Origin of the sequence: Mesorhizobium atlanticum (assembly GCF_003289965.1) — a bacterium.
In the GTDB taxonomy this organism is placed as follows: Bacteria; Pseudomonadota; Alphaproteobacteria; order Rhizobiales; family Rhizobiaceae; genus Mesorhizobium; species Mesorhizobium atlanticum.
The window spans coordinates 880,089-904,693 of sequence record NZ_QMBQ01000001.1 but is presented as its reverse complement, the minus strand read 5'-3'; the positions used below and the strand labels follow the sequence as shown (position 1 = coordinate 904,693).

General features: G+C 63.7%; 21 protein-coding genes. 10 read left to right on the top strand and 11 right to left on the bottom strand.

All coding sequences use genetic code 11. From position 1 onward, the window contains the following. Positions 1–38 precede the first annotated feature (38 nt). A complete protein-coding gene (locus DPM35_RS04620; protein ID WP_112126099.1) occupies positions 39–1,520 on the bottom strand; it encodes an ABC transporter substrate-binding protein in 1,482 nt (493 codons plus the stop codon). Between the two features lie 214 nt (positions 1,521–1,734). Here DPM35_RS04620 and DPM35_RS04615 point away from each other — a divergent pair, with 214 nt between their 5' ends. The 5 genes from DPM35_RS04615 to DPM35_RS04595 all read left to right on the top strand — a co-directional run bounded on the left by DPM35_RS04615 (position 1,735) and on the right by DPM35_RS04595 (position 6,710). After that, on the top strand, positions 1,735–2,445 hold the full coding sequence (locus DPM35_RS04615) for a GntR family transcriptional regulator (RefSeq protein ID WP_112126098.1): 711 nt from the start codon (positions 1,735–1,737) through the stop codon (positions 2,443–2,445). Between the two features lie 48 nt (positions 2,446–2,493). Beyond that, the gene (locus tag DPM35_RS04610; protein ID WP_112126097.1) at positions 2,494–3,660 is read left to right on the top strand and encodes a mandelate racemase/muconate lactonizing enzyme family protein; all 1,167 of its coding nucleotides are present in this window, start codon (positions 2,494–2,496) and stop codon (positions 3,658–3,660) included. A gap of 56 nt (positions 3,661–3,716) precedes the next feature. After that, positions 3,717–5,075 carry a mandelate racemase/muconate lactonizing enzyme family protein gene (locus DPM35_RS04605; protein ID WP_112126096.1) on the top strand — a complete coding sequence of 453 codons (1,359 nt, stop codon included), beginning with the start codon at positions 3,717–3,719 and terminating at the stop codon, positions 5,073–5,075. 100 nt (positions 5,076–5,175) lie between these two features. Continuing rightward, a complete protein-coding gene (locus DPM35_RS04600; protein ID WP_112126095.1) occupies positions 5,176–5,502 on the top strand; it encodes an NIPSNAP family protein in 327 nt (108 codons plus the stop codon). Between the two features lie 8 nt (positions 5,503–5,510). Further along, the gene (locus tag DPM35_RS04595) at positions 5,511–6,710 is read left to right on the top strand and encodes a mandelate racemase/muconate lactonizing enzyme family protein (protein WP_112126094.1); all 1,200 of its coding nucleotides are present in this window, start codon (positions 5,511–5,513) and stop codon (positions 6,708–6,710) included. Positions 6,711–6,917: 207 nt separating this feature from the next. On the opposite strand, the gene DPM35_RS04590 is transcribed toward DPM35_RS04595, so the two are convergent. Then, a complete protein-coding gene (locus tag DPM35_RS04590) occupies positions 6,918–7,934 on the bottom strand; it encodes an aldo/keto reductase (protein ID WP_112126093.1) in 1,017 nt (338 codons plus the stop codon). 160 nt (positions 7,935–8,094) lie between these two features. Here DPM35_RS04590 and DPM35_RS04585 point away from each other — a divergent pair, with 160 nt between their 5' ends. From DPM35_RS04585 to DPM35_RS04570, 4 genes are read left to right on the top strand one after another with little or no spacing between them, the layout of a single operon-like run. Continuing rightward, entirely contained in the window at positions 8,095–9,240 is a 1,146-nt protein-coding gene (locus DPM35_RS04585; RefSeq protein ID WP_112126092.1) for an acyl-CoA dehydrogenase family protein, read from the top strand. Further along, positions 9,237–10,019 carry a 3-ketoacyl-ACP reductase gene (locus tag DPM35_RS04580; RefSeq protein ID WP_112126091.1) on the top strand — a complete coding sequence of 261 codons (783 nt, stop codon included), beginning with the start codon at positions 9,237–9,239 and terminating at the stop codon, positions 10,017–10,019. Before DPM35_RS04585 ends, DPM35_RS04580 begins: the two co-directional genes overlap by 4 nt. A 27-nt stretch (positions 10,020–10,046) precedes the next feature. Beyond that, entirely contained in the window at positions 10,047–11,195 is a 1,149-nt protein-coding gene (locus tag DPM35_RS04575; RefSeq protein WP_112126090.1) for a dihydrodipicolinate synthase family protein, read from the top strand. Between the two features lie 8 nt (positions 11,196–11,203). Then, entirely contained in the window at positions 11,204–12,064 is an 861-nt protein-coding gene (locus DPM35_RS04570) for a sugar phosphate isomerase/epimerase family protein (protein WP_112126089.1), read from the top strand. Positions 12,065–12,183: 119 nt separating this feature from the next. On the opposite strand, the gene DPM35_RS04565 is transcribed toward DPM35_RS04570, so the two are convergent. Together DPM35_RS04565 and DPM35_RS04560 are read right to left on the bottom strand one after the other, a co-directional pair. Next, a complete protein-coding gene (locus DPM35_RS04565) occupies positions 12,184–12,954 on the bottom strand; it encodes an enoyl-CoA hydratase/isomerase family protein (protein WP_112126088.1) in 771 nt (256 codons plus the stop codon). After that, entirely contained in the window at positions 12,951–14,522 is a 1,572-nt protein-coding gene (locus DPM35_RS04560) for an acyl CoA:acetate/3-ketoacid CoA transferase (protein WP_112126087.1), read from the bottom strand. Before DPM35_RS04560 ends, DPM35_RS04565 begins: the two co-directional genes overlap by 4 nt. 114 nt (positions 14,523–14,636) lie before the next feature. Between DPM35_RS04560 and DPM35_RS04555 the strand changes: the two genes are divergently transcribed. Next, positions 14,637–15,458, top strand: coding sequence for an aldo/keto reductase (locus tag DPM35_RS04555; protein WP_112126086.1), 822 nt, complete (start codon positions 14,637–14,639; stop codon positions 15,456–15,458). A gap of 168 nt (positions 15,459–15,626) precedes the next feature. On the opposite strand, the gene DPM35_RS04550 is transcribed toward DPM35_RS04555, so the two are convergent. The 7 genes from DPM35_RS04550 to DPM35_RS04520 form a co-directional block, all read right to left on the bottom strand. Beyond that, on the bottom strand, positions 15,627–17,231 hold the full coding sequence (locus DPM35_RS04550) for a GMC family oxidoreductase (protein ID WP_112126085.1): 1,605 nt from the start codon (positions 17,229–17,231) through the stop codon (positions 15,627–15,629). Then, entirely contained in the window at positions 17,231–18,727 is a 1,497-nt protein-coding gene (locus DPM35_RS04545) for an aldehyde dehydrogenase family protein (RefSeq protein ID WP_112126084.1), read from the bottom strand. Before DPM35_RS04545 ends, DPM35_RS04550 begins: the two co-directional genes overlap by 1 nt. Before the next feature lie 62 nt (positions 18,728–18,789). After that, the gene (locus tag DPM35_RS04540; RefSeq protein WP_112126083.1) at positions 18,790–19,821 is read right to left on the bottom strand and encodes a zinc-dependent alcohol dehydrogenase; all 1,032 of its coding nucleotides are present in this window, start codon (positions 19,819–19,821) and stop codon (positions 18,790–18,792) included. Position 19,822: 1 nt separating this feature from the next. Next, the gene (locus DPM35_RS04535; RefSeq protein ID WP_112126082.1) at positions 19,823–20,764 is read right to left on the bottom strand and encodes an ABC transporter permease; all 942 of its coding nucleotides are present in this window, start codon (positions 20,762–20,764) and stop codon (positions 19,823–19,825) included. A 9-nt stretch (positions 20,765–20,773) separates the two neighbouring features. Further along, positions 20,774–22,279, bottom strand: a complete 1,506-nt coding sequence (locus DPM35_RS04530) for a sugar ABC transporter ATP-binding protein (RefSeq protein ID WP_112126081.1) — start codon at positions 22,277–22,279, stop codon at positions 20,774–20,776. 7 nt (positions 22,280–22,286) lie between these two features. Next, positions 22,287–23,252 carry an ABC transporter permease gene (locus DPM35_RS04525; protein WP_112126080.1) on the bottom strand — a complete coding sequence of 322 codons (966 nt, stop codon included), beginning with the start codon at positions 23,250–23,252 and terminating at the stop codon, positions 22,287–22,289. 72 nt (positions 23,253–23,324) lie between these two features. Continuing rightward, positions 23,325–24,437, bottom strand: a complete 1,113-nt coding sequence (locus DPM35_RS04520) for a sugar ABC transporter substrate-binding protein (RefSeq protein WP_112126079.1) — start codon at positions 24,435–24,437, stop codon at positions 23,325–23,327. Positions 24,438–24,605 lie beyond the last annotated feature (168 nt).

Genomic DNA, 24,605 nt, shown 5'->3' with positions numbered 1-24,605 from the left:
GTCGGCGCAGCCGGTGAGATCGCAGGGTCAGGCTAGTGCTAGAGTCCGCCGCCCATCAGGTCCTTCACCTTCTTGGCCGCGTCCTCCGCCGCCTGGTCGACGGTCATCGCTCCGGTCAGGGCATTCTGCAGCATGTCCGGGATGATGATGTTCATGATCTCGGGCGACTGCGGCAGCGCCGGGAAGGGGATGCCGTATGGCAGCATCGACGTCGTGACATCGAGGAACTTGATGCTGTCCAGACGCTCCTTCATCCATTTGGTCTTGAAGCCGTTGAGGTTGCCGGGGTTCGAGCCGGCATAGGCCATCTTCAGCGACCATTCGGGGCTCGTCCACATGCAGATGATGGCCTTTGCCGCCGGCTCGTCCACCTTGCCGCCCTCGACATATTCAGGCTTCAGGATGTGGATGTTCGAGCCGCCGAAGACGACCGCGCGCTTGCCGTCGGGACCGGTCGGAATGAGACCGTAGCGCATGTTGTCGATGACGGTCTGGGCCTTGTCCTTGTCGGCGCCCGTCGCCTTCTTCTGCAGGTCGAGCATGACATTGTAGTCGGACGGGTGCGAGATCATCATGCCGAGCTGGCCGGCCAGGAACAGCGGCTGGTTGTCGGCCTGCTGGTTGGTGAGCGCCGAAACCGGAACCGATTTGTCGCGGACATACATGTCGTAGGAAGCCTGCAGCGCCGCCTTGCTCTGCGGGCTGTTGAGCTCGATCTCCTTGTAGGTCGGGTTCGCCTTAGCTTCGTCGAACACACCGCCGCCATAGGCCCATAGCTGCGGCATGAAGCGGTAGGGCGTGTTGCCGGCATTCTTGCGCGCCACGAGGCCATAGCCGGCAATGCCGAGCTTGTCGTGGATTTGCTTCGAATATTTGACGACGTCGTCCCAGGTTGCCGGAGGCTTGTTCGGATCGAGACCCGCCCGCTTGAAGATGTCGGCGTTCCAGATGAACGCCATCGTCTCGTTGTTGGTCGGAATGCCGTAGGTCACGCCGTCCCAGGTCACGGCCTTCATGGCGCCGGGCCAGAAATCCTCGGTCGAATAGCCCACGTCCTCGGGTTTCAGCGGCTGCAGATAGCCCTTCGAGGCGAACTCGGTTCCGCCCAGGATTTGCAGGCGGACCGCCATCGGCGCGGCATTGCCTAGGAGCGCCGTGCGGAACTTGTCGAGCAGGTCGTTATAGGTGAGGGCCTGTTCCTCGAGCTGGATGTTCGGATAGGTCTTGCGGAAGGTTGCGAAGAAATCCTTGTAGTACTGGCGCAGGAGATCGGGGTCGCCCTCGAACACGCCCTGATACCAGAATGTCAGTCGCCCCTTGTAGTCGAGCGGTGTGACCTTGGCGCAATCGCCCGCCGTGTCGAAATCCTGCGTGCCGGCAATCGAGCGCACATATTCCGGCGACCACTTGCTCAGGTCGACCGGCGGCGCGGCAAGCGCCGAAGCGGACATCAGCGATATCGTCAAAGCAGTAGAGACAGCGCCGCGCAGGACGGCACCGCCGACTGTGATCCTCCTCATAGGTCTCCTCCAGGTTCTCCCATGCCGCTCTGCGTCGAGGCAAGCGGTCCTTGGTCGTTCATCGCCGGGATATTTCTCCGCCCTAATGTATCCCTTCGATCACTTTATACGTTTTCAGATCGCAGAATAGCTGTCAACGCAACAAATCGTACATTGTTTGTCGAAGATGTGCATGATATCGGTCAGATCGTGTATTGGACTAAGGGGGACGGCCTTGGCGGAACCGAGCGATTTCAAAGCAGAGCCACCCGAGGGGATTGACGCTCTCGGGGCATCGAGCGAGGGCGCCTCGCTTTACGAGCAGATAAGGGAAGACATCATCGAGGGACGGCTCGCTGCCAACGAGCGGCTCGTCGTCACCGATCTCGCCCGCCGTCACGGCACCTCGACCAATCCCGTGCGCGAGGCGCTGCAATTGTTGCGCGGGGAGGGCTTCGTCACCTTCGTTCCCAACCGGGGCGCGCGCGTCCGGCCCATAGATCAGGATTTCGTGCGCGATATCTACGAGATCGGCGTTCTCATCGAGCCCGCCCTGACGCGCTGGTTTGTGGGAATGGCGACCGAGGAGGACATCGCCGAGCTCGAACGTCTCCAGGGCCTGATCGAAGAGAACAACTTCGCCGACACGTTCAGGCACAGCGAACTGGATACCGCCTTCCACACCGTGATGTACCAGCGGCACTACAACCGCCATGCCGCCGAGCTCTGGTGGAAGCACCGCGAGGTGCTGCGGGCGGTCAGCCGGCGTTTCAATTTCACGCTCGCCCGGCGCGCCGCGATCATCCGCGAGCACCGCGAGCTCATCGCGCTGGTGAAATCGGGAGAGGCCGACAAGGCGGCCGAGCTCATAGCTCGGCATGTCGAGGGCTCCGGCCGGCACGTCCTCGAACACATGCGCGCGCGCAGCGCCGCCCGGGCCGGGTAGCTGATCCGCGATATCGTCAGCTCGGCCGTTTCAGAGAGGATAGTTCAGATGAAGATCACGAGCATTCGGCCATGGCTGATCAAATCCGACGCTTCCTACTGGGGAGAGTACCTGTTCGTCGAAGTGACGACCGACGAAGGGGTCAGCGGCTGGGGCGAGATCACCACCACGACGAAGCTCGCCAACCGCGCGCTGTGCACGATCCTCCGCCAGATCGGGCTTGCCGTGGCAGGCGAGGATCCGGCGCGCATCGAGCATCTATGGCACAAGGTCTTCCGCAGCTTCACCTATATGGGCAGCCGCGGCGCCGCCGTGGAATGTGTGAGCGCCATCGACATCGCGCTCTGGGATATCCGCGGCAAAGTTCTCGGCAAGCCGATCTACGAGCTGCTGGGCGGACCGGTGCGCGATGAAATCGCGCTATACACCCATCCCAACCAGGCCAAATTCACCAGCAAGGAGGCGGTAGTCCGCGAAATTCGCGACATCGTGGAGTCCGGCCACACCGGGCTCAAATTCGATCCGTTCCCCCACCAGGGCCCCAGCGTCGATGGCGTGGCCCGCGAAAGGCGGGACGGCTATCTCGACGGCAGCATGACCCGCAAGGACGAGCGTGAAGCCGCCGAGCTCACGGCTCTCATCCGTGAGACGGCGGGTCCTGATGTCGATATTCTCATCGATGCGCATGGCCGCTTCGACGTTCCCACCGCCATTCGCCTCTGCCGGAGCCTGGAGGAGGCCGGCCAGATCGACTGGTTCGAGGAGCCCTGTCCGCCCGAAAGCCTCAACGCTCTCAAGCAGGTGCGCGATAAGGTCAGCGCCCCCATCTCATGGGGCGAGCGCGGCCACACGAAGTGGGATTTCGTGCCGGTGCTCGAGAACAGGCTCGCCGACTACATCATGCCCGACGTCACCTGGACCGGCGGCATCACAGAGCTCAAGAAGATTTCCGCCCTGTGCGAAGCCTATTACGTCCCGGTCTCGCCGCACGACGCCGCCGGACCGATCAACGTGGTCGCGGGAGCGCAGGTGATGATGACCGTTCCCAACTTCTACAAGCTCGAAACCTCGGAGTGGGACCTCTCCAAATACGATCATCTCATCGACAGACCGCTGGACGTTTCGAACGGCAGCCTCAAGCTGACGTCGAAGCCGGGCCTCGGTGTCGAGATGAACCGCGACTACCTGCAGGCCCACGAGATCGAACTCGGCTAGCACTGCTTAAGCAGGCGCGGCGGGCGGGGCCACTCCCAGCGGAACGAGGACAAATCATGCCAAAGACGGACGGAGCCGATGAGGCTCTCAATCGCATCAACACGAATTCCAGGCCGTCCGAGCTTCGCATCACCGACATGCGGGTGGCCGAGATCGTCGGCGCGCCCTTCACCTCGGCGCTACTCAAGATCTACACCAACCAGGGCATTGTCGGGCTCGGCGAGGTGCGCGACGGCGCCAGCGCCTCCTTTGCGCTGATGCTGAAGAGCCGGCTGCTTGGCGAGAACCCCTGCGATATCGACCGGCTGTTCCGCCGTATCAAGCAGTTCGGCGGCCATGGCCGGCAGGGCGGCGGCGTGTCGGCGGTCGAGATCGCGATCTGGGATCTTGCCGGCAAGGCCTATGGCGTCCCGATCTACCAGATGCTGGGCGGCAGGTTTCGCGACCAGGTGCGCGTCTATTGCGATACTGACGCCGAGAGGCCGAGCGGCACCGAAACCGGCAAGCGCCTCAAGGCGCGCATGGAGCGCGGCTTCACCTTCCTCAAGATGGATCTGGGCCTGATGCAAATCGCCCACATTCCGGGCGCTGTCACAGCGCCGGCCGGCGCGCTCGAAGGCTTTCACGCCAATCCGCGCGGCCGCGGCGGCACGCTCGCGGAGCGCAAGGCCCGCAATCTCGCTTACGATGCGCAGAATGTGCAGCACCCGTTCACGGGCCTGCATTTCACCGAAAAGGGCATCGACCTGCTCGAGCAATATATCCACGAGGTCCGCGAGGTCATCGGCTATGAGATTCCCTTAGCCATCGACCATGTCGGCCACATCTCGCTGCAGGATGGCATCCGCCTGTCGCGCCGTATCGAGAAATATGTCCCTGCCTGGCTCGAGGATGTGATCCCCTGGCAGTACACCGAGCAATACCGGCAATTGCAGCAGGCGACCTCGGTGCCGATCTGCACCGGCGAGGACATCTACCTCAAGGAGAGCTTCGAGCCTCTGCTGAAGAGCGGCGGTGTCTCCATAATCCACCCGGACCTCCTCACCAGCGGCGGCATCCTGGAGACCAAGAAGATCGGCGACATGGCGCAGGACCACGGTGTCGCTATGGCGATCCACATGGCCGAAAGCCCGATCGCCGCGATGGCCGCGGCGCATGTCGCGACCGCGACCGAAAACTTCATGGCGCTCGAATACCATTCCGCCGATGTCGATTGGTGGGACGACATCGTCACGGGCCTTCCCAAGCCGCTCGTCAAGGACGGCTTCATCACCGTGTCCGACAGACCGGGACTGGGCATAGACGATGTGGTCGACGAGGTGATCAGCCAGCATCTGCAGCCCGGTGTCACGGGGATATGGCAATCCACCGAGCACTGGGACAATGAATATAGCTGGGACCGGACTTGGAGTTAGCCCAGGCCCTCTGCTCTCATTCCCTCAGGCTCGCAGGGCCAACGACCGACCATTCGCGACCTCTCCCAAGGGAGAGGCGAAGAGAGAAACGGACGAAACGATGATCTATGAACTGCGTATCTATGACTGCCTGCCGGGCAGGCTCCCGGCTTTGCTCAAGCGCTTTTCCGAACAAACGCTGGCCATCTGGGAGAGGCATGGCATCCGCCAAGCCGGGTTCTTCACCACGGTGATCGGCGAAAACAACAATCGCCTCACCTATTTGCTCGCCTGGGAATCGCTGGCCGAGCGTGAGGCGAAATGGACGGCTTTCGTCACCGATCCGGCATGGCATAGGGCCGTCGACGAGTCCCAGCGCGACGGGCAGATCATTGCAAATATCAGTAGCCAGCTGCTCGCGCCGACAGCTTTCTCGTCTGTGAAATAGGACCGGTCATGAAGATCACCGACCTGCGCTGCGCCGTCCTCGGCAAGCACCCGATTGTCCGCATCGTCACCGACGAGGGCCTCCATGGCCTGGGCGAGGTCGAATACACGAAGACCTATCTGAAACCCTTCGTGCTGCATTTCCGCGAGGCGCTGATCGGCGAGGACCCGACCGACGTCGAACGGGTGATGCTGAAGATCCGCCAGCGCGGCTCGTTCAAGCCCTATGGCGCGGCGGTGAGCGCCATCGAGCACGCGCTGTGGGACATTGCCGGCAAGGCCGCGGGCGTGCCGGTCTACAAATTGCTTGGCGGCAAGGTCCGGGACAAAGTGCGCGTCTATAACGGCTCGATCCGCCGCAAGCGCTCGGGCGACCGGCCGGAGGATTACGCCGCCGACGTCAAATGGATGATGGAGCAGCCGCAGAACTTCTTCATGGTCAAGCAGGGCATCTCGTTCCACTCCAACATGAAGGACTCGATCGAGGGATTCCACTACGGCGTGACCCAGAAGAAGGCCGGCTATCACGGCGCCATGGATCAGGGCGTGATCAGCGAGCGCGGTTTCAATCACATGCTCGACTGCGTGGCGGCGATGAAGGAAGTCCTGGGCGACAAGGTGAGCCTGGCGCTCGACTGCGGCCCGGGCTGGATGCTGCCCGACGCGATCAAATTCGCCCGCGCCGTCGAGAAGTACAATTTGATGTGGCTGGAGGACATGCTGACCGGCGACTATGTGCCCTGGGTCAATCCGCAAGCCTATCGCGAGCTGACCACCTCAACCTCGACACCGATCCATACCGGCGAGCAGATCTACCTGCGGCACAATTTCAAGGAGCTGATCGAGTCGCAGGCGGTGCGCGTCATCGGGCCCGATCCGGCCGATATAGGCGGCATCGCCGAGCTGAAGTGGGTCGCCGAGCACGCTTACATGCACTCGATCCTGATGGCGCCTCACGGCACCGCCAACGGCCTGCTCGGCCTCGGCGCGCTGATCAATGTCTGCGCAACCTTGCCCGCCAACTACATCGCCTTCGAATATCCGAGCGCCTCCGACCCTTGGTGGGAAGACCTCGTGGTCGGCCTGCCGAAACAGATCGTGAAGGACAGCATGGTGGACCTGCTGGAGGCGCCGGGGCTCGGCCTCGATATCGACGCTGAGGCGGCGAGAAAATATCTCAAGGAAGAGGATGCTGGCTTCTTCGACTGAACTTTGTCGCCGCTCGCTTTTGAGCGACAGGCATTGAGCTGACCCTCAAGGATCAGCTCACTCGGTTCGCCAGTCATGCTCTTGCCGCAACCGAAGGACGTCGCGCAGCTTCCGGTTTGAGATCGGTCCTTGGCCGCGGTCACGTCCCTGGAGGGCGTTTCGAAATGATCGCCGAAGCCTGTGAGCGGTTTCCCTGGGCGTCGGCGCTCATGCCGGCACCGGAGCGTCTTCCCGCAACAGCCCGTTCTTCTTCAGGTCCTGCCAGAACTCGCCGGGGATCGGGTAACTGAACCATGCGAGGTTCTGCTCGAGTTGCTGGACGGTACGGGTGCCGGCGCAGAAGGACGGGATGGCCGGGTGCGCCACCACGAACTGCAAGGCGGCAGCCGGCAGCGGCACGCCATGCGCGCGGCAGACCTCTTCGATCTTTGCCACTTTCTCCATGATCGGTTTTGGCGCCGGTGAATAATTGTGCTTTGCGCCGGGAATGGCGCCTGTGGCCAAGATGCCGGAATTGAAGCCTCCGCCGACCAGCACCGCCGCGCCGCGCTCGACGCAAAGCGGCAGGAACTCGTCGAGGGCTTCCTGTTCGAGCAGCGTATAGCGTCCCGCCAGCAGGAAGCAGTCGAAGTCGCGCTGCTTCAGCGCCTCGTGGCAAACCTGCCATTCGTTGACCCCAACGCCGATCGCCTTCACGACGCCTTCCGAGCGCAGTTTCTCCAATGCCCGCCAGCAGCCATCCATCGCCTGCCGGAAGACCTCCGGCTGTTCGTCTCCACGGGTGAACCGATCGATGTCGTGGATGAACAGCATGTCGATATGTTCGAGCGCCAGGCGCTGCAGCGAATCCTCGAACGACCGCATTGTGCCGTCGTAGGAGTAATCGAAATTCATGGTGTTCGGCGCGGCGTTCGACCACGGCGCGAAGTCGATCTCGGAGCGTTTCGCGGGCTTGAGCACCCGGCCCACCTTGCTGGCGAGGACGAACTCGTCGCGCTTCTTCCAGCGCAGCGAATACCCGGCCCGCAGTTCCGAAAGGCCGTGGCCGTACATCGGCGCCGTGTCGTAGAAACGTATGCCCGCGTCCCAGGCGGTCTGAATCATGGCATCCGCCGTCCGCTCGTCTATGGGCTGAAGGAAATTGCCGATAGGAGCGGTTCCGAACGCGAAGGCCGTGACGTTGAGGCCGGACCGGCCGAATACGCGCTTGTCAGACGGTTTCATGATATTCCTCCATTAGTAACTAACTGGTTATTTATATTTAAGTCCTCGCGGCGCCGCAAGCACTTGTAACGGCAACGCGTCGCGACGCGAAGTCCGCCGCTTGACGCCGGCGACGATTCCGGCGTAGGAGTAACTAGATAGTTACATAGGGAGGTCGGCCGTGCCGCTGAGTGAAACGCAGCAGCAGGTGCGCGAGATGGCGCGCCAGTTTGCCGAGGATGTCATTCGTCCGGTTGCCGAGGCGCTTGATCGGGATGAGCGCTTTCCTGGCGAGATATATGAGCAGATGGGGGAACTCGGTCTCTTCGGCATCGGCGTTCCGGAGTCCATGGGCGGCCCCGGCTTCGACACGCTTACCTACGCGCTGGTGATGGAAGAGTTGTCGCGCGGCTATGCGTCCGTCGCCGATCAGTGCGGCCTCGTCGAGCTGATCAGCACCTTGCTTGTTCAGCATGGCAGCGAGGCGCAGCGGCAGCAGTGGCTGGGTCCTGCCATGCGCGCCGAGAAGAAGGCTGCCTACTGCATCACCGAGCCCGAAGCGGGCACCGATGTTTCCGGGATACGCACCACCGCGACACGCGACGGGAATGGATGGCGGCTGAACGGCGGCAAGATCTGGATCCACAACGCGCCGGTCGCCGACGTCGGTTTCGTGCTGGCGCGCACCGACAAGGATGCGGGCCATCGCGGCATGTCGATCTTCATCGTCGACCTGCACGCCAAGGGAATAGAGCGCGGGCCGAAGGAACATAAGATGGGGCAGCGGGCCAGCCAGGTCGGCGCGCTCAATTTCAACGATGTCGTCCTGGGTCCTGAAGCGCTGCTGGGCGAAGAAGGCCGTGGCTTCCACATGATGATGAGCGTGCTGGACAAGGGGCGTGTCGGCATCGCCTCGCTGGCCGTCGGCATTGCCCAGGCCGGGCTCGAGGCGGCGGTCGACTATGCCCAGCAGCGACGCCAGTTCGGCAAGCCGATTGCCGATTTCCAGGGCGTGCAGTGGCTGCTTGCCGACATGGCGAAGGACATCGAGGCGGCTCGTCTGCTCGTGCGCAGCGCCGCCGAGAAGATCGATGCGGGGGAAAATGCCACCAAGGCCTGCTCGATCGCCAAATGTTTCGCGGGAGACATAGCCGTGGCGCGCACCGCCGATGCCGTGCAGGTCTTCGGCGGGTCCGGCTACATACGCGGCTTCGAGGTCGAGCGCCTCTATCGGGACGCCAAGATCACGCAGATCTATGAAGGCACCAACCAGATCCAGCGCATGATCATCGCCCGCGAGCTCCTCAAGCACGGAGCCCGGGCGTGAGTGCCGGATCGCATCATGCGGCGTTCGTCACGGGATCGAGCCGCGGCATCGGGCTGGCGGCGGCATTGGAGCTCGCCCGGCGCGGATTCGGCGTGGCGCTCAACGGTCCGGCCGATGACGAGGAATTGAAATCCGCCGAAGCCGCAGTCGCTGCGCTCGGCGTTCCGGTCGCGCGTGTCGCGGGCGACGTCGCCGATCTCGGCGGCCACGAGGATATGCTTGATGCAGCCGAGGCTGTGATCGGTCCTCTGTCGACGCTGATCAACAATGCCGGCGTGTCGGTCATCTCGCGCGGCGACCCGCTCGACGTGACCGAGGAGAGCTACGACCGCTGCCAGGCAATCAACACGAAGGCGCAGTTCTTCCTGTCGCAGCGTTGGGCCAGGCGGCTGCTTGCCCGCAAGCGCGATGACGGCCGCTTCTACAGCCTGATCAATGTCTCTTCCTCCAATGCCACGGCGGTGGCCGAGCCGCGCGCCGAATATTGCGTGTCCAAGGCCGGGTCCGCGATGGTCAGCCAGGTCTTCGCCGTCCGCTTGGGTCGCGAGAACATCGCCGTCTACGACATCAGGCCCGGTCTGATCGAGACGGCCATGACCAGGGCGGTCAGCGAGACTTACCAGCGTCGCATCGACGAGGAGGGGCTGACATTGATCCGCCGCCTCGGCAAGCCGGAAGATGTCGGTCGCGTCATGGCGACGCTCGCCACGGGCGAGCTGCCCTATACGACCGGCCATGTCATTGCCGTCGACGCGGGCATGTTGGTGCCACGGTTCTGACCGCGGCGCAGCGTCAGGGAGAACGCCATGATCATCCAGCTGCCGGATAACACGGGAAGACTTTCCGACTACCGGCTTCAGGGCAAGACGATACCGGCCGCGCGATTGTCCCTCGATGCGCCACGCACCGTGCTGTCGGCGGCCCATGTCGTTGCGGATCCTTTCAGTGCCGGCGATCCTGGCGGCCCTGCCGCCATTAACTGGAAGGCCACGATGGCATTCAGGCGCCATCTTCACGGCCTCGGCCTCGGCATTGCCGAGGCGATGGACACCGCGCAGCGTGGCATGGGCCTCGACTGGCCTTCGGCCTTGGAACTGATCCGCAGGACCAGGAGCGAGCTGCCCGATGCGCTCGTCTTCAACGGCGCCGGCACCGACCAGCTCGGACCGGCCGATGCACGTTCGCTCGACGATGTCCGCCGAGCCTATTTCGAGCAGATCGAGGCCATCCAGAAGGTTGGCGGCAGATTGATCGTCATGGCCAGCCGGGCCCTGGCGGCCGTGGCGCGTTCGCCGGACAATTATGTTTCGGTCTATGGCGATGTGCTCGCGCGCTGCGACAGGCCGGTGATCCTGCACTGGCTTGGAGAGATGTTCGATCCGGCCCTCAAGGGTTACTGGGGAGCCGACCGCTTCGAGGACGCGCTCGAGACGGTCTTGGCGATTATCGGAAACAACACCGCCAGGGTCGACGGCATCAAGATTTCGCTCCTCGACAAGGAGAAGGAAATCGCGATGCGCCGCCGGCTGCCCGCCGGCGTGAAGATGTATACCGGCGACGACTTCAATTATCCGGAGCTGATCGCGGGCGACGAGCAGGGGGTCTCGCATGCCCTTCTCGGCATCTTCGATCCTTTGGCGCCGGCCGCCGCCTACGCCATCGATCGGCTCGGCCGGGGCGATATCCAAGGCTTCCACGCGACGTTGGATCCGACCGTGCCGCTCGCGCGCCTGATCTTTCGAGCGCCCACGCAATATTACAAGACAGGGGTCGTGTTCCTAGCCTGGCTGAATGGGTTCCAGGATCATTTCATCATGCTCGCGGGCGCCCAGTCGATGCGGCCGCTGCCCTATTTCGTGGAGGTGTTCAAGCTGGCCGACGGATGCGGCCTGCTTGGGGATCCGGAACTGGCGGCCGCACGCATGCACAAGCTGCTTGCTCTTTACGGTCTCTGATCAGCGATATGCGCGATTTTGCGAAGGATCATTCCGCGCTGGCGCTGAACACAGCGACGCTCGGTCATAATCTGGACGGGCACGGGGCGGGCTGGTCGGTCGAGCGTGTGGTCGAGGCCTGTGCCGAACGAGGGTTCGGCGGCATTGTCTTCTGGCGTCGCGAAATCGGCAACCGTGCCGTCGAGATCGGCGAGCGGGTTCGCGCGGCCGGCCTGAGTGTCGTCGGCCTGTGCCGCGCGCCTTATCTCGCCGGCCCGCTGGCGCTGCCCGGCCGCGCGGCGATCATGGACGATTTCCGCGCAGCGATCGACATGGCCGCCGGACTCGGCGCGCCTGTCCTGACCATCGTTTGCGGCGGGGTCGAGCCGGGAACGAAAGGCATCGGCGAAAGCCTCAAGCTGGTCGCGGATCGCGTCGCCGAAGCTGCAGCCTACGCGGCGGCCAGCAACGTTCGCCTGGCTCTCGAGCCGCTGCATCCGGTTTATGGTGGCGACCGGTCGTGCCTGGTGACGATGCGCGACGCGGTCGATCTTTGCCTTGCCATTGATGCCCCCAACGTTGGCGTCGCGGTCGACGTCTACCACGTCTGGTGGGATCGCACGCTGGCCGACGAATTGCTGCGGGCCGGACCGGAACGCATTTTCGGCTATCATCTTTGCGACTGGCTGGCGCAGACACACGACGTGCTGCTCGACCGCGGCATGATGGGAGACGGCGTGGCCGACCTGAAGGCGATCCGCGCGGCGGTGGAAGCGGCCGGCTATAATGGACCTTGCGAGGTGGAGGTGTTCTCGGCGCAGAACTGGTGGAGGCGTGATCCCGCGGACGTGCTGGACGCCTGCGTGGAGCGCTTTCGCTCCGTTTGTTGAAGACAGAGGACAGCCGGCGGCGCTCGCAGCCGTGGGGGTATCCCAGCTTCGAGGGACTGTTGAGCGGTCAGCCGCCGCCCTGCGAAACAGACTTCTGCCGCCTCAGATCGAGCCCGAAATCAGTCGCTCGACTGGCGGCCCTTTTCCCGGAAGGCAGCGAGGCCCGCCCGAAGGTAGTCGCTGCCAGCGGCGATACGTCCGGCAAACGCATCCAGGACACGCTCCCGTTCCTCGCCTTCGGCAGCGTTGATGAGCATCTTGGCGAGCTCCGTGGCGGTAGCGGACCGGCCCGCGACGATGGCGGCGAGTTCCTCGGCAGCAGCGAGGCCGCTCCCCTTGTCGACCACCTTGTCGACAAGCGACAATCTCAAGGCCTCGTCTGCGGAATAGACCTCGCCGAAGAGCGACATGCGCCGGATCAATTGGGGGCCGAAACGGCGAGCCGTGCGCTGGGTGCCCGACCAGCCCGGTACGATCCCGAGGCTGGTTTCAGGCAGTCCGATGCGGGCGTGGCTCTCGGCGATCCGATAGTCCGCGCAGGCCGCGAGCTCCAGGCCCCCGCCAAGGCAATGGCCGTTGAGGACGGCAATGACCGGTTGCGAAAGCCTGGCGAGAGCGTCGAAGCCGGCATGGCCGTCGCGGATCCAGTGGCGGGCGAACTCCGGCGGGTCGAGCGCGCTCCAGGCGGCGACGTCGCCACCCGCGCAGAACGACTTCTCGCCCTCGCCGGTCAGGATCAGCACCTTCGCCGCGGAACGCTCCACCGCCCTGCACAGCGGCACGAGCGCATCGACCATCGCGGCATCGAGCGCGTTGAGCTTCTCAGGCCTGCGGATGGTCATCCGCGCGACCGCTCCGTCGAAGCTGAGGTCGAGACGGGGATCGCTCACAGTCGCAATCCCATCGGCTGGTCGAGGAACAGCGCCGCGTCCATCAGCTTCAGTCCGGGCGAGACCGCCAGAGGAGACGCCGCCTGCCGCAGGACGTCGCGCTCGAGGTCGAGCCCCGGGGCTATTTCGGTGACGACGAGGCCATCGGCCGTCAGGCGGATGACGCATCTTTCCGTCACATAGGTGACGTCCTGGCCCTGGCTGACGGCGCGCTGCCCCGAGAAACTGACCTGGTCCACCTTCGGGACGATTTTGGCGACCTTGCCTTCCTTGTCGATGACCAGCTTTTCGTTCTCCAGCCGCATCTTCGCGCCGGCGTTGAAGTTGCCGGAGAACACGATCTTGCGCGCCCGCGAGGTGATGTCCACGAAGCCGCCGGCGCCAGCGGTGCGATGCGGCGTCGAGGAAAGGCGCGAGACGTTGACGGAACCGTCGGAGCCGATTTCGAGGAACGACAGCAAGGAGCAGTCAAAGCCTCCGGCCTGGAAGTAAGTGAAGAGATGCGGCGAGGCGACGAAGGCTTCCGCGTTCGAGGCGCAACCGAACTTGAAGTCGAGCAACGGCACGCCACCTACCGGTCCCTGTTCGATCACCCAGGTGACGGCGCCGTGCAAGCCTTCCTCTATCAGGATGCGAGGCACGTTGGCCGAGATGCCGAAGCCGATATTGACCGCCCAGCCCGCTCGAAGCTCCTGCGCGACGCGGCGCGCGATGACCTTTGAAACATTGTATTCCGGCGTGCGGAATGTGTGCAGCGGCCGGAACAGCTCGCCCGATATGGCCGGGTCATAAGCCGTCGCCGTGGTCTGCAGCTGATCCGGTGCTTCGACGATGAAATCCACCAGGATACCGGGCACATGCACGTCATGCGGCCGCAGCGTGCCCTGAGCCGCGACGCGCTTCACCTGCGCAATTACGATGCCGCCGCAGTTGCGCGCCGCAAGCGCCATTTCCATGGCGCCGAGCGTCGCCCCTTCCTGCTCGAAGGTGAGGTTTCCCTTCTCGTCCGCCGTGGTCGCCCGGATGATCGCCACATCCGGCCGGAGGGGAGGGAAGTGGAGCCATGTCTCGCCGTTGAACTCCACGCGCTGCACCATGGGCGATTTCCGCGCCGATGCGTTCATGGCTCCGCCTTCGAGCGCCGGATCCACAAACGTGTCCATGCCGACCTTGGTCAGCACACCCGGACGCTGCGCCGCGCCCTCGCGCAGCATGTCGAACACGATTCCCGAGGGGAAGTTCCAGGCCGCCACATCCTCGGCAAGGATACGCTGCCAGATCAGCGGCGGCTCGGCGTTGGTCGGTCCCGACGGGTACGAACCGCCGATAATGCGGCTGATCAAGCCCGGCAGGGCGATGTGATCGACCCCCTTGGTGCCGAACATGTCGCCGGCGGCAATCGGATGGATGGTGGTGATGTCGCGAGGCGCCCCTTCAGCCGCGAAGCGCTTGCCAAGGGCTTCAAGCACGGCGTCCGGGCAAAGCAGACCGGATGACGAATTGACCGCTACCACCGCTCCGTCGCGAATCTGAGCGACGGCCTCCGCCGCGGACCTGACCTTGCTCACGCTTCCTCTCCATAAGGCTTGGCAATAAGTAACTAGATAGTTATAAGCGTGATATAGCCGCCTGCGGCTTGCAAGGCAAGCTCCGCGCCGGCGGCGACCAGCGGGAGGATTTCGATGAACATCATGTTCCAGAAGACGAACCAGCGGATGTTTGGAACTTTCCCTCTTAAGGGGGATACGTTGCGTGCCGCGATCGCGGCTGCGATCGATGCGGGTTACCGCGCGTTCGACACGGCTCAGGCTTATGGCAATGAAGCCGACACGGGCTTGGCCTTGGCCGAGAGCGGCATATCCAGGGACGAGCTCTGCATCACGACAAAGGTCACCGTGGAGAACTTCTCGCCGGAACGGTTCATGCCGTCCGTCGAACAGTCCTTGCGGGACCTGAGGTTGGACCATGTCGACATCCTTTTGCTTCACTGGCCGACGCCGGGAGGCGACATCAAGCTTTCGCTGGAACTGCTTCAGGAGGCGCAGGAACGGGGCTTCGCCAGCACCGTCGGAGTTTCGAACTACACAGCGGCGATGATGCGCCAGGCGAGGCAGATCGCCGGCGTGCCGCTCGTGACCAATCAGGTGGAATTCCATCCGCTTCTTGACCAGCGCAAGCTGCTGGCGGCCGCGAGTGAAACGGGTATCCCTCTGTCATCCTACTGCTCGGTCGCGCGCGGCGAGGTCTTCAAGCATCCGCTTTTCGCTGAGATCGGCGCCACATACGGCAAATCGGCCGCTCAGGTCGTGCTGCGCTGGATCCTGCAGAAGGGGTTGCCGATCAACACGATGTCCACCAAGCCGGACAACATCCGCTCGAATTTCGACGTGATGGACTTCACCTTGTCGAGTATCGACATGGGCCGCATCGACGCCATGAATGCCGTCGGTTATCGCGTTGTCGGGAAGCGGCTGATCCCATATGCGCCGGATTTCGACGCCTAGAGCAAGTCCAGGAAAAGTGTGAGCGGTTAGGCTTGGCGTCTTCGCCGTAGCCTTCCGTCAGGAATTGCGTCAAAACAAAGAGTTAGAGCGGTTCGCCGTTTCCGTGAAACGGTGAAACGCTCTAGGCGCGCGAACAGGTGCGGGCAGATCCGAGGTGACTGGCAAATGCTAGCGGTTGCCTCGGATCAGGTCCGACGCGTGCTCGCCGATCATGATTGTCGCCGCATTGGTGTTCGACCCCACCAGCGACGGCATTGCCGAGCTGTCGCAGATGCGGATGCCATCCAAGCCGTGCACGCGCAGTTGCGGGTCGACCACGGACATCGCGTCCTTCCCCATCTTGCAGGTGCAAGTCGGGTGATACGAGGTCCGGCCATAGCGTCGCGCATAGGCTTCATAGTCTGACTGCGAACGCACATTTGTGTCAGGGAAACGGAGTTCCTTGATGAATTTTCGCAGCGAAGGCTGATTGAATATCTCCCGGCTGATCTTGATGCCTTCGACCGACACTCTGAGGTCGTCCGGGTCCGCGAGGAAATTCGGATCGACGACCGGATTGTCGCGCGGATCCGGCGAACGGAGCGTCACGCTCCCACGCGATTTCGGGCGCAGCGTGTAGCTGTTCAACGTGATGCCGGACGATCCCCTCGGGACCGACGGCACGCCTGCTTCCGCGCCGGCTCCCGCCAGGAAGTGGAACTGCAGATCGGGAACCGCCCCGGCATGGTTCCCCGAGGAATGCCAGAAGGCGCCGCCCTCGACCACGTTCGACGTTACCGGGCCGGTCTTGAACAGCACGTACTGAATGCCCGCCCACAGCATCCAGTGGGTCTTGTTGTACTTGTCGAGTGAATCGTGGCCTTTCAACTCGGCCACGATGTCGATGCCGAAATGATCCTGGAGGTTCTGCCCGACGCCCGGGAGGTCCTGGATCGTCTCGATGCCATGATGGCGCAGGTGCTCGGCAGGGCCGATGCCGGACAGCATCATCAGCTTCGGTGTGCCGATCGCCCCCGAAGTGACCAGCACCTCGCTGTCGGCGTTTATGACCTTCAGCGAGCCGCCGACCGAGCATTCGACGCCAACGGCCCGGCGGCCCTTGAAGACGATGCGATGGACCAGCGCCCCTGTGATCAGCGTGAGGTTCGGGCGCGCCAGGGCGGGCTTGAGGTAGCCCACGGCGGCCGAGCAGCGGCGGGCGTTGCGCGTCGTGGTCTGGTAGATGCCGGCGCCTTCCTGCTTCGCGCCGTTGAAGTCCGGATTATAGGGCAGCCCATATTCCTGGCAGCTCTGGACGAATGCGCGCGAGACGACGTTCGGATCTGGTATGTTCGACACGCCGAGCGGTCCGTCGGTGCCGTGGAGCATGCCGGAGAATATGCTGTTGCCCTCGGAACGGAGGAAATACTTCCGCACATCCTTGAACGCCCAGCCGTCCGCGCCTTCCTCGTTCGCCCACCGGTCGTAGTCGGTCTCGTGCCCTCGGGTATAGACCTCGGCATTGATTGAGGAACCGCCGCCCAGCACCTTTGCCTGCGCATAGAGAATTTCACGGTTGTCGGCGTGTTTCTGCGGCGCCGTGACCAGCCCCCAGGTGAGCGGCCCCGTAGTCATCTTGGCGAAGCCGACCGGCATATGGATGTAAGGATGGCTGTCCTTGCCGCCGGCCTCGATGAGGCAGACGCGGACTGCCGGATTCTCGGACAGGCGCGCGGCAAGCACGCAACCCGAAGAGCCTGCGCCGACGATCACATAATCGAAACCTGTCGTCATCACTTGATCCAATGCGCACGCTTGCCGACCTCGATGTGGACGGACTTCACCTGTGTGTATTCCTCCACGCCGTACATTCCGGCCTCTCTTCCCCATCCGGACTGCTTGAACCCGCCAAGCGGCATCTCCGGCCCTCCGGCCATGATCGTGTTCACCCAGAACCGGCCGGCGCGCACGCGCCGCGTCACCACCAGCGCCTTGTCTATGTTCTTCGTCCACACGCTGGCAGCCAGGCCATACACCGTATCGTTGGCGAGGCCGATGGCCTCCTCGACCGTGTCGAAATGGAAGGAGGACAGGACAGGCCCGAAGATTTCGTCGCGGGCAATCGACATTCCGGGCGTGACCCCGGAAAACAATGTCGGCGCGATATACTGGCCGCCACCGAGATCCAGAGCCTGCCCGCCGGCGACAAGCCTCGCCCCTTCGGCCTTGCCCTTGTCGATATAGCTCAGGATGGTCGAATTCTGCGCATCGGTGGTGATGGCTCCCACCTGCGTCTTCGTCTGCAGCGGATCGCCGACGACGATCTTGGCCATCTTGGCGGCGAGGATATCCTCGAACTCGCGAGCGACCGAGCGTTCCACGATCACGCGGCTCGACGACACGCAGCACTGGCCCGTGTTGAAGCTTATGCCGAAGGCCGCGCCATCCGCCGCGTCCTCGAGGTCGCTGTCCGCAAAGACGATGATCGGATTCTTGCCGCCCAGTTCCAGGCCGAGTTTCTTGAAGTTCGAATCGGCCGCCGCATGGACGCATGAGCGTCCGACGGATGTCGATCCGGTAAAAGACAGCATGTCGACATCGGGATGCTCGCTCAAGGCCTGGCCGATCGTCCGGCCCGATCCGGTGACGACGTTATAGACGCCGTCCGGCGCGCCGGCTTCGGAAAGGATCTCGCCGAGCAGCAGCGTGGTCGCCGACGTGACCTCCGAAGGCTTGACGACCACGGTGCATCCGCTGGCCAGGATGAAAGGAATGCGCTCGCACAGGATCAGGAACGGAAAATTCCACGGCGTGATGAGCCCGACCACGCCGACCGGCTCGCGCAGCACCATGCCGAAAAGGCCGTCGCCGAGACTGTTGAAGCTGTCTCCATGCAATAGCCTCGCAGCGCCGGCGCCGACCTCGAAGCACGCAATGCAGTGATCGATCTCGCCGCGCGCCTGGGAGATCGGCTTGCCGTTCTCGAGGACCTCCCAATAGGCGATTTCGTCGCGGCGGCGGCGCAGGATATCGGCTGTCCTCAGCAGCACGCCGGCCCGGTCGGCACCCGGCAGTCCGGCCCACCGGCGATCCTCGAATGCACGGCGCGCCGCCGCGACGGCGGCATTGAGGTCGTCCACCGTGCATCTGGGCGTGAGCGTTACCGGCACGCCGTGGCCCGGCGACCGGCGCTCGAACAAAGCGCCGCCCTTGTGCCAGGATCCGTCCGACCAGAAACCAAATTCGCGCGGTGCATCCGGCAGGGTCGCGCGGTCGGTGAAATCGAGCATGGAATGCCTCCGTTCTGGCGGTGCGCCGGCCGCCCGCCGCTGCAAGCGGGTCGCGCCGGCTCCTAGTTCAATATGATTTGCGTCTTGAGATCCTGGGGCCGCTCGGCCAGGGTCTCGAAGGCGCGCTGGATGTCGTCGAGCGGGAAGGTCGCGCGCGTGAACGCCTCCGTCCGGAAGCGGCCATGCGACAAGAGCGTCAGCGCATCGTGCATGTCTTCGCCCATGCCGGCGACCGAGCCCTTGAGACTGTTCTCCTCGATGATGGTACGAAGGATATCGACCGGCACCGTGTCGTTGGGTCCGGTGAGGCCGAAGAAAGCGACATGACCGCCCTTGCGGATGAGCTCGAAAGCGAGCGCGTAGAGCCGCGGCGAACCGACGCTCTCGATCACGAGATCCGCGCCGCGCCCGCCGGTCCTTTTCAGGACCTCCGCCTTAAGTTGGGCGGGATCGGCGACGGCTGCGTCCGCCCCGGCTTGAAGGGCAAGGCGGCAGCGGTCTTCCGACAGGTCGGCGACGATGATTGGCGCGGCGCCGCACAGGCGCATCATCTGGACATGAAGATTGCCGATCGGTCCTGCTCCGAGAACGACGACGGACTGGCCGAAACTCGCGTGCGCTTTGCGCGCCGCGCGCACCACGCAAGACACCGGCTCCGTCAGGGCAAGCACCTGAACCGGCACATCGTCCGAAGCCGGTATGACAAGCCTGGCTGGCACGCACACATATTCGGCGAACGCGCCGTCACGCCCGATGCCCACCTGCGTCATCGACGGGCAGTTGAGGATCTCGTTGCGGCGACACCAATAGCATTGGCCGCAGCCGATATTGATGTCCGCGACGCAGGTCGTGCCTGGCTTGATGTGCTTCACACGCTCGCCTGTCGCGGCGACCGTTCCGGCGAACTCGTGGCCCGGCACCAACGGCAGCCGGTCGGCGGCATAGTGACCGTTGAACATATGGATGTCGGTGCCGCATATGCCGGTCCGCGAGACGCGGATCAAGGCGTCGTCGGGTCCCACCTCCGGGATGGCGACCTCGCGCAGATCGAAACGGTGCGGAGCGGTCAGGACGGCGGCGCGCATGGTTGCCATCTCACTTCACCGTGCGAAGCTTGGAGCGGTCGATAGTCAAGGCGATGGCGGCGATCAGCACCAGGCCGAAGACCATCTGTTGCTGCGTCGCCGCGATGCCGAAATAGAGCATCGAGGCGCGGATGACCGCCACGATCAGCGTGCCGATCGCGGTATTGAGCACACCGCCGACGCCGCCCGTCAGCGGCGTTCCGCCGACAAGCACCGCGACGATGGCCGGCAGGAGGAAGCCGTTGGCGATCGTCGGCGCGCCGCCCGACAGCTTGACGGAGAACAGCAGCCCGGCCACCGCGGCCAGCCCTCCGGATATCGCAAAGGCGAGGATTTTGTAGCGGGCGACGTTGAGGCCGGACGCGGCCGCGGCCAGTTCGCCGGCGCCCACGGCCTTCAGCGCGCGGCCGAGGACCGTGCGCCGTTCGATGAGCAGGCAGATCGCCAGCAAGCCGATCGCGATGAACAGCTCGTGCGGCACGATGCCGGTTCGACCGATCATCCAGCCGAACGTCTCGTTGCGCTGGGTGGCGTCCATGTTCAGGGCGCGGTTGCCGGAAAGCCATTGCGCCACCGAGAAGCAGATGCCGCCGACGGCCAGCGTGGAGATGAAGGATGGGACGTACATGCGGGTGGTCAGGTAGCCGGAGAGTGTTCCCAGCGTGAATCCGGCAAGGATGCAGAGCGCCGCGACCCAGATCCCCAGCGGCGCCAGGTACACCGAAGCGACGACGGTGATCATGTTCGCCATCGACTGTGCCGACAGGTCGATGCCGCCGATATAGATCGCGAAGGTCAGTCCGAGCGCCATGATGAACAGCGGCACGATATCGCCTGCAAGGCTCAGCAGATTGGCCGGCTTGAGGAAGCTCGGATCGGCGATGCCGACGATCGTGACCAGGACCAGAAGTGTGATCCAGGGGAAGTGCGGCTTGAGGCGTTGGATGTCCATGGAGGCCTCTCAGATCATGTAGTGCAGAAGGTCGTAGAGCGTCGGCTTGGAACCGGGCACGCAGTCGAAGCGCTTCTGGATCTCACCATCCTTGATGACGACGATGGTGTGGGAGAGGCCGATCGCCTCCTCAAGCGTGTCGGCGACCAGGACAACGCCGACCCCGTCGTCGCACATTTCCCTGATCATGTCGTACACATCCTCCTTGGCGCCGATGTCCAGGCCTCGGGTCGGATGATCGAGCAGCATGATGTCGGAGCCGCCCGACCGCCATTTCGCAAGCACGACCTTCTGCTGGTTGCCGCCGGAAAGGTTGCCGCAGTCGGCATATTCGGAGCTTGCCTTGATGGCGAGCTTGCCTATCCATTTCCGGGCCAGGGCACGCTCGTCGGCAACGTCGAGCCAGCCCATCCGCGCATAGTGCGGCATTTGCGACAGCGTCATGTTCTCGTAGACATTCATGCCGGCCACGATGCCCTCGATCTTGCGCTCGCGCGGCACATAGCCGACGCCGCGCTCCACCGCTCCCCGGGCGGTCAGCCTGGAGACGGTCTCGCCCTTGATCTTGAGGGTGCCCTTGGTGGGCGTCCGCATGCCGTAGATCGTTCGAAGGATCGCTTCGCGGCCGGAGCCTTCGGTGCCGACCAGGCACAACACCTCGCCGGCATGCAGCGTCAGCGAGATATCGTGAACCCGCCCCGGCAGGTCCACGCCTGACAGCTCGACCAGCGGCTTCGTCGCGTCGTAGGGCTTTTGCCGCTGTTCGCGATAATATTCCTTGTCCACGTGGCGGCCGACCATCTTGTGCTGGATCGCCTCCGGCGTCGCCGCGCCGCGCGAGACGACGTCGACCACCTGGCCGTCCTTCATCACATAGATGCGGTCCGAGAGCTCCATCACCTCGTCCATGCGATGGGACACGAAGATGAATGAGGCGCGCGTCGTCAGCTCCCGCACGAGCTTGAACAAGAGCTTCACCTCTTCCTCGGCCAGCACCGAGGTCGGCTCGTCGAGCAAGACGACCAGATGACCCTGCACCCGTTCCTCCAGGGTCAGCACCTTGGCCAGTTCCACAAGCTGGCGCTGCGCGAAGGAAAGGCTTGAGGTGATGGTGCGCGGATCGATATCGAGCTTGACCTTTGCAAGCTGCTTCCCGGCGGCTTTGGCCATCGCCTTCCAGTTGACCACGCCGAAGCGCGAGAACTGGTCTTCATAGCCCAGGAAGATGTTTTCCATCACCGACAGGTTGGTGATCAGCGATTGCTCCTGAAACACCATGCCGATGCCTCGCTCCATGGCGTCGCGCGGGCCGGCGAACCGGACGGGCTTGCCATCGATGAGGATCTCGCCGCCGTCGGGCTGGTAGGCGCCGTAGATCACCTTCATGAGCGTGGACTTGCCCGCGCCATTCTCTCCCACCAGCCCGACGATCTCGCCGCGGCTGATGGAAAAGTCGACCGATTTCAGCGCACGGACGCCCGGGAACTTCTTTTCGACGGCTTTCAATTCATACATTGCGGCCTCACTTGACGAACGCGACCGCGCGCCGGTCCGTCGACAGGATGACCGCGATGATGACCAGCAGCCCGAGGACGGCGGCCTGCAGGAAATCGGGCAGGCCGATGACCACCATGCCGTTGTTGATGACGGCGACGATCAGTACGCCGACGAGCGTGTTCCATACCCCGCCGATGCCACCCCAGAGCGCCACGCCGCCGACCACCACCGAAGTGATGGACATGAACATGAAGTTCGATCCGGTGACGGATTCGGCCTGGCCGAGCTTTGCCACCTGCAGGATCGCCGCGATCGCGTAAAAGAAGCCGGCAAGCGAGAAGCCGGCCATCCTCACATGCTGCACCCGCACGCCCGAGGCGTGGGCGAGTTCCTCGCCGCCGCCGACCGCATAAAAGTAACGCCCAAGGCGAGTGTGGGACTGGATGAACCAGGCGAGGACGAGGCAGAGGCCCGCGACATAGACCATCAGCGGAAAGCCGAGGATGCGCCAGGTCAGCAGGGCGCGGAACGTCGGATCGTTGAATTTGACGATGTCGCCGCCGGTCAGCAGGATCGCGGCGCCCGTGCCGACGAATCCGAGCGCGAGGCTCGCCATGAAGGACGGTATCTTCAGCTTGACGTGGATGAAACCGTTCACCAGGCCGATCGCGGCCCCGACGGCAAGAATGACCGGGATTGCGACCCAGCCACCCGACGCGAGCGTTCCACCGAGTGCCAGCATCAGGAAGCAAAAAAGGACGGCCGTCAGGGAAACGACGCCCTCCATGGAGAGGTCGATGGAACCCATCACGATGATGAAGGTCACCCCGACCGCAACCATGAGCGCAGGCGCCGCCGCGATTGCGATGCGCGCGAAGTTGCGTTGCGACAGGAACGAGGGGTTTATCGCCGTGAACAGAACTATGAGCGCGAGAAGCACCATGAAGGGCGCCCAGCGGATCGCGTTCTCCCGCGTGAGGATGCGTGGCAACTCCGGCCTCCCGTCCAAGCGTGCCGTGTAGAGGGGAGCGGCCCGTTCAGGGCCGCTCGATCGAGCTTCGTATCACTTGTACTTGATCTGGCCGTTGCTCGGTCCCCAGAAATCCTTCCAATTGTAGGAAGGAACGGCGTCCAGATATTTGGCCTTGAAGTCCGCGGCGTCCTTTTTGGTGACGAGGACCGTCGGGCCGTAGAATTCGCGGTGCTCCTTCGGTTCCTCCGAAGGTTTGAAGGCGCCGGTCGCGGCGTAATAGGCGAGCGCCGCCGTGATGCCGCCGCCCCAATGCGGATTGGTGAAGACGGTCGCCAGCAGCTTGCCGTCCATCACCAGCTTCACGGCTTCCGGATTTCCGTCATAGGCGACGATCGGCATGTTCTCGATCCCCTCGGCGCGCAGCGCCTCGATCACGCCATAGGCGATGTTGTCGTTGGCGCAGTGCACGCCGGTGATCTTGTCGCCGAAACGCGTCAGGAAAGACGCCATCAGCTCCGTGCCCTTGGTCGTGTCCCAGTCGGCGGGCTGAGCATCGAGGAGCTGGATGTCGGGAAAGTCCTTCAAGGCGTTCTTCAAGCCGTTCAGACGCTCGATTGCCGGGTTGTTGGCGGCAATGCCGCCCAGATGCACGACGCCACCCTTGCCGCCCATGGCATCGAACAGGATCCGCGCCGTCTGCTCGGCCGGCTTCTCGTCCGACCAAGTCATGTGCGAGACGTAGTTGTCGCCGATGTCCCACGGGTGCAGGTCGTCGGTCTTGTTCCAGATCGTGGAAATGTAGGCGCCGGCGTCGCGCACCGCCTCAACCACCGGACGCGCGTTCGGGCTGTCATTGGCGTCGCAGGCGATAGCGCACTTGCCGCCGGTCTTGGCCAGGAAAGCCTTGATGTCGGCCAGCGACTTTTCGGAGGACCCTTCGTTGATCAGCGAGACGAGGGAATCCTTGGACTTGCCGAGGGACTCTACGAATGCCTCGCCGCCCGACACGACCGAGTTCCAGTAAGCCGAGGCGCGGTCGCGATACGACCAGGCGATCGCCGGGTCGCTGATCGCCGCTCGGGCAGCGCCGCCGCCGAAGGCGAATGGCACGGCCATCGCCCCCATGCCGGCAGCCGTGGCGAGCAGGAAATTGCGCCGATTGACGGTCTCGCGCTCGATGAAATCCTTGATGAAAGTCGACATGTTACCTCCCATTTGGCGACAGCCCGCAAGGGCGGGCCGTCTATTGAGCAACCTCGAGAAGCCAGGCCGTCCAAACCGCTCTCTTGATCGCTGAATGCACCATCTAGTTACTTCCTGAATGCGCGAGAGTCAAGCGGCGGCGCGGTGCGCGGCCTGTTGACTTCTTGG

What these genes read in the sequence shown, in the direction of transcription:
- DPM35_RS04600 (WP_112126095.1), top strand. Translation starts at nt 5,176, where the DNA reads ATGATCTATGAACTGCGTATCTATGACTGCCTGCCGGGCAGGCTCCCG.
- DPM35_RS04575 (WP_112126090.1), top strand. Translation starts at nt 10,047, where the DNA reads ATGATCATCCAGCTGCCGGATAACACGGGAAGACTTTCCGACTACCGG.
- DPM35_RS04555 (WP_112126086.1), top strand. Translation starts at nt 14,637, where the DNA reads ATGAACATCATGTTCCAGAAGACGAACCAGCGGATGTTTGGAACTTTC.
- DPM35_RS04545 (WP_112126084.1), bottom strand. Translation starts at nt 18,727, where the DNA reads ATGCTCGATTTCACCGACCGCGCGACCCTGCCGGATGCACCGCGCGAA.
- DPM35_RS04590 (WP_112126093.1), bottom strand. Translation starts at nt 7,934, where the DNA reads ATGAAACCGTCTGACAAGCGCGTATTCGGCCGGTCCGGCCTCAACGTC.
- DPM35_RS04595 (WP_112126094.1), top strand. Translation starts at nt 5,511, where the DNA reads ATGAAGATCACCGACCTGCGCTGCGCCGTCCTCGGCAAGCACCCGATT.
- DPM35_RS04535 (WP_112126082.1), bottom strand. Translation starts at nt 20,764, where the DNA reads ATGGACATCCAACGCCTCAAGCCGCACTTCCCCTGGATCACACTTCTG.
- DPM35_RS04530 (WP_112126081.1), bottom strand. Translation starts at nt 22,279, where the DNA reads ATGTATGAATTGAAAGCCGTCGAAAAGAAGTTCCCGGGCGTCCGTGCG.
- DPM35_RS04570 (WP_112126089.1), top strand. Translation starts at nt 11,204, where the DNA reads ATGCGCGATTTTGCGAAGGATCATTCCGCGCTGGCGCTGAACACAGCG.
- DPM35_RS04550 (WP_112126085.1), bottom strand. Translation starts at nt 17,231, where the DNA reads ATGACGACAGGTTTCGATTATGTGATCGTCGGCGCAGGCTCTTCGGGT.
- DPM35_RS04605 (WP_112126096.1), top strand. Translation starts at nt 3,717, where the DNA reads ATGCCAAAGACGGACGGAGCCGATGAGGCTCTCAATCGCATCAACACG.
- DPM35_RS04620 (WP_112126099.1), bottom strand. Translation starts at nt 1,520, where the DNA reads ATGAGGAGGATCACAGTCGGCGGTGCCGTCCTGCGCGGCGCTGTCTCT.
- DPM35_RS04610 (WP_112126097.1), top strand. Translation starts at nt 2,494, where the DNA reads ATGAAGATCACGAGCATTCGGCCATGGCTGATCAAATCCGACGCTTCC.
- DPM35_RS04540 (WP_112126083.1), bottom strand. Translation starts at nt 19,821, where the DNA reads ATGGCAACCATGCGCGCCGCCGTCCTGACCGCTCCGCACCGTTTCGAT.
- DPM35_RS04520 (WP_112126079.1), bottom strand. Translation starts at nt 24,437, where the DNA reads ATGTCGACTTTCATCAAGGATTTCATCGAGCGCGAGACCGTCAATCGG.